Raw genomic sequence first — 4,753 nt, 5'->3', positions numbered from 1 at the left:
CTTCATAAAACAGCGGGAACGTGTAAGTCGATAGTGATTTCAGGGTATGATTGGCGCAGTTGAACAGAAATTTTGCACCGCAAGCAATAGAACAGAACTTTCCAATTATCAGCCGTTCATGGTTAATGGGATAGTGATACAACACATTGTTTTGCTCAAACAGACACGGGGCTGAAACAAAATCATTGTAAATGGTATAGTCGCCTATTTCGATAGACGGGTCTTTTACGACAGCATTCAAATAAACGGTTTGCGTGTCACCTTTACGGGGATATATCTTGTTCATCATAACTTTCAGTTCTTAGTATTGTTTATATTTAAGATAAATGACGGATTGTGTACCAAGCAGTATCACATATAAGTATTCCACTGCCCAATATGCCGCTAACGTGACATTACAACAACCTAATCCCCATAAGCAGAACAGATAAGCAATAGTAGTTATCACCTGAAAAATGAATACCGTCCGTGTCGCTCCCGTTCCTGTTGTAGCATTCAGATAGACGTAACCGGGTAGTGCAAAGAAGTAATTCAATAGCATGACAAGAAAAGGCGGCCATGCAAGCTGTATGATAGCGGGATTTTCCGTATAAGCCCCTATAATGTGCTGGTGAAAGAACAACGCAAAAGTAATCAGTGGAATGCCTGTCGCATATCCTAAACGGATAATCTTATGGCAAAGCGGAAATACTTTTTTCTTTTCACCTGCTCCAATCAGGTTACTCACCAAAGAACCGGTGACACCTGCCAACGCATTGACGATAACGGAAAACAGTGCGGAAACACTTCTTACAATGTTCGATACTGCCAATTCCTTTTCTCCCAAACGTTCGATAGCCACGAAGAACAGAAACCAAATGGCTACACTTGTAAAGAACTGGAGCATACTCCATACCGAGATAGAAAATACCTCTTTCAATACCGTTATATCAATATGCCAGTATAAACCATACGCTTTTTTATCAATGTGCCGAAACATATATGCAGCCAATACAGCCAGCGAACACATTTCGGCAAATGAAGATGCGATAGCCGCCCCCGATATACCCATGTCGAAGCCGAATATCAGGAGCCAGTTCAGCGGAATGTTCACCAGTACGGCAGTGAAAGCTGCCATGTTCAGAGCTTTTGTCTGTGTAATGCCTACCAAAAACGAGCGTAAGGCAAGGAACGGGAAAGAGAACAACAATCCCCAAATACGCCAATCCAAATAGCGGATAACCGCATTATAAACATCATCCGAAGTTATCAGATGTTTCAACAGAACGGGAGAAAATATCTTGGATAGCAGACAGAGGAGTACCGCCAGTATCAGCAAGAAAAACAATCCCTGAAAGAACGTTTTTCCCGTTTCTGCATACCGCTGTTCTCCGTTACGGCGGGCAATTACCACTTGCAACCCCAAACTGAACCCGAAGCCGAGCATATAAATTGCCAAGAACCATATTCCGGCAAGGGCAGATGCGCCCAGTTCCACATCACCCACGTGCCCTAAAAACAAAGCATCGGTAATATTTATCAGTTGTTCGATAAGGATGCTCATCATTACAGGAAAAGCGATGAGCCAGATTTTTTTATAGGTATAATTCATTTGTTCAAACCAATATGATACAATATATCCTGCCGCTTTAAGCAGCACGACAATCTTATAGATTTATAACAAGGAATAATGACAAAACAATAACAGGCAAACTTAAAACATAAGCCTGTCTATTGCTGAATAGCAATAATTGGAAGTGCTATTCGCCCGGCGTAGCTATATGCACAACTGCCATTTCATATTGTTGAACAACTATTTATTTTTCTGTTAGTTCTGCAAAGATAGCGTTTTTCCCTGAACTTATATTATCGGATTATCAATTAAATTTTTGCTAACACTTCATATCATCCTCATTCATCCGCTTAACAAGATTATCTATCAGATGATGAAGATATGCCGTCCGGTCTTTTCTCTCTTTCATGGCTATATATGAAGCGTAATAATCCCCTAAATCAATGTGGAATATCGTGCTAAGGAAATTCATCATTTCTTTTATCTCCACGTTGCCATTGTTTATGTCGCCCGAAGATACAAGAGAATATCCCAGTTCGATAAGATATGACTTTTTGCCTGTGAAGCGGAACGGGTATTTGAAACATCTTTGTAGATTATCTTCTATCTGATTATTCGTTACCAGTTTCACCAATCGCTTATTCAGATAAATGCGCAGCATTTCATTGGCGATAATCTTAGCCACTTTATAGTCATATCCGGTTGAGAAATTAGGGTCTTTATCAAACTGTGCGCTATCGGTACATAACCGTAAATCTGCTTTTCCACGAACAAAATAATATTCATCATACACAGTGGAGTGTGAACGGTAATATTGGTAAAAGTCCAAATTACGATTGAAGAAATAAGTCAGATTATCCAGTTCCCGATTGATATAGTTTCTAATCACTTCATCACTACCATTAGGACATTGTGTTTCAATTTTGTATATCTTATAGAAGAATAGCAACCGACCGAGTATTTCCGGTTTCTGTGTCTTGAAAAATAAGATTTCGTCCTCTTTGGTTGGAAATATATAGGTTTGTATTTTAGTTCTCAAATCATTAAGAACCGCCTGTAGTCGATGTACCATTGACAAAGAAGTTTCGATAATATCATAGCCGTAGAGGTCGATTTCGTCAATCTCTATGTCTATTTCCTGTAATATATTACCTATATACCCCTTCATCTTACTTCATAGTGATATGTCGTTTCATGTATGCCTGTGTTTTCGGGCAATAAACCAAACATTTCAAGCACGTAATACAATCATAAACATTTACTATCTCATCCCTTGAAACATTTATGTCCCATCCAACCCCGTTCAACGCTTTTTGTGGGCATACATTCCTGCATATATTACAATTACCACATTGCGAGGACTTGATTTTGTGTTTTAATATTGATAGCGGGGCATTTGTCAGAACAGTACCAATACATTGTGCTGCTCCATATTCAGCCGTGATGAACAGGTTGTTTTTACCGATATAACCAGTGCCGCTAAGTACAGCAATAGTTTTATGTGGTAGAACGGACGTTTTTGTTGCGAAGTCAAATGTATTCTCGGTTATCAAGGCATTGTCGGACTGTGATAATGCTTTGTAACCTTTGCAGACAAGCCACTCAGCCAGTTTGTCCGCTATCAGTCCCACCCGTTTTTCAGTCTGTGCATATTCATCGCTGAGAGTATGCACATAATTGGGACTATCATGCACAGCTTTGATAAAATATGGATTTATGGCAATTCCCATTAATATGGCATACGGAAGTCCCCGGTTTTGTCGTATATCCATCATGGAAATATCCACGAAGTGGACAAAATCAGCATTTTCATTTCTTAGCTGTTGTTCGATTCCCTTATTTAAGCCATTCATTTGTTCTTTCGCACAATAGGAATATAAATATCCGTTCTCAACTCCGAAACAGGGGTCTTTTCGGGAGTATTGAGATAGGTTTCAAATGTGTAAGGTTCCCGTAGCGCATATCCACTTGTCGGCAACCAATCAAGGTATATGTAACGATACACTCTGTTCAACTCGTGATATAACCCCTTGAATTGAAACAGTGCATATTCTCCGGCTTCTATTTCATGAACAGAAAAGCCATTGGGTACGTTAAATGATTCCGGAACGGTTATACCCACCATGAAACGAGTTTGTTCTTCTGAAGAAATTAGCGGACAATCCAATGTAAGGCTTATAAATTTACAGCCACTTGACTGTAAACCGCAATTTTCAGAAAGACGTAGAATCTGTTTCCATAATACTGTAAAATCATGGTTTATATGTTCCGTCCATTCCAGTTTCAAACAGGCAATACGAACAGGCGGAACTTTCTCAATGCAAGGAACAATTTGCACCGGATACATTCCTGCGGGGTTGGCATTGGAATGTAGTTTACGAAATTCCGGTATCGTACACTTAAAATAACTTTTGAATGCCCTTGAAAGTGTATGTTTGTTTTGGTAGTTTATGTGGCATAACAATTCTGTAACACTTATATCGGTTGAAATTAACTTGAAAGCGATATATTCCAATCTTAACCGTTGAATGTAAAGCCCGACATTTTCACCACATACAGCCTTGAAAACACGCCGGAAATGGTATTTGGAAATACCTGCCGTTTGCGATAGGGCATCTAAACTAAGTTCCTCGAACAAATGGCGGTTAATGTATTCTTGTACCCTTACAATCAGCTCATATAACACGTGGGCTGTATTGATTTTTTGTTTCCACCGTTTTATTTCGGGAAGCCGTTTTGACATTACCTCTCTGATTTCCTGCGAAGTATAGGATATGCCTACTTCTTTATAATACTCTTCGGGGAAAAGCCCCCAAAGGTAAATCAGATAGTCCATCGAAAAATCGTAACCCTTGACACCATGCTTCAAACAATAGTCGCAATATTCCGCACTCGTATTTACCCCAAGATTATTGTAGTCAATATCTAAGGGTATTCCGCAGGTTTGGCAATATTGGGTTTCTATGTCTGTTTCCATTGCTGTTTCTATTATTGAGAGCAAAGTTACTCAATCTGTTACGAAATCAGTTACCCTAAATAGTCATTTTTGAAATAAGCTGCAAAATCGTAACCTGTGTATATCATTTATAGCAAACTTACTTATACTGCAAATTGTCAATTGCTCTCTGAACCCCGTCCAAAAAGCGGGAAGCGTGCGCCCCGTCCATTTGCGTGTGGTGGAACTGGAAAGAAATGGTGAGC

Annotated in this window: 5 protein-coding genes and 1 pseudogene; all 6 read right to left on the bottom strand. The window is 39.5% G+C overall.

What is annotated here, in order from left to right; all coding sequences use genetic code 11:
* Positions 1 to 289, bottom strand: a 289-nt coding sequence (locus NSB03_RS19935; RefSeq protein ID WP_503597514.1) for an LbetaH domain-containing protein, incomplete at its 3' end; no start/stop codon positions are given.
* A gap of 12 nt (positions 290 to 301) precedes the next feature.
* Positions 302 to 1,591, bottom strand: coding sequence for an MATE family efflux transporter (locus NSB03_RS19930; RefSeq protein WP_257466607.1), 1,290 nt, complete (start codon positions 1,589 to 1,591; stop codon positions 302 to 304).
* Between the two features lie 280 nt (positions 1,592 to 1,871).
* Positions 1,872 to 2,720: an RteC domain-containing protein gene (locus tag NSB03_RS19925; protein WP_024988834.1), complete on the bottom strand. Its 849-nt coding sequence runs from the start codon at positions 2,718 to 2,720 to the stop codon at positions 1,872 to 1,874.
* 1 nt (position 2,721) lies between these two features.
* Positions 2,722 to 3,405: a 4Fe-4S dicluster domain-containing protein gene (locus NSB03_RS19920; RefSeq protein WP_024988835.1), complete on the bottom strand. Its 684-nt coding sequence runs from the start codon at positions 3,403 to 3,405 to the stop codon at positions 2,722 to 2,724.
* Complete coding sequence (locus NSB03_RS19915; protein WP_024988836.1) at positions 3,402 to 4,529, bottom strand: GyrI-like domain-containing protein; 1,128 nt, start codon at positions 4,527 to 4,529, stop codon at positions 3,402 to 3,404. The genes NSB03_RS19920 and NSB03_RS19915 overlap by 4 nt, the downstream gene beginning before the upstream one ends.
* 118 nt (positions 4,530 to 4,647) lie before the next feature.
* A pseudogene (locus NSB03_RS19910) lies at positions 4,648 to 4,753 on the bottom strand (CatA-like O-acetyltransferase, family 2); the annotation flags it as partial.

The sequence above is a fragment of the Bacteroides acidifaciens genome (genome assembly GCF_024623065.1).
In the GTDB taxonomy this organism is placed as follows: Bacteria; Bacteroidota; Bacteroidia; order Bacteroidales; family Bacteroidaceae; genus Bacteroides; species Bacteroides acidifaciens.
The sequence above is the reverse complement of the archived record's forward strand: the minus strand, read 5'-3'. Positions and strand labels throughout refer to the sequence as shown.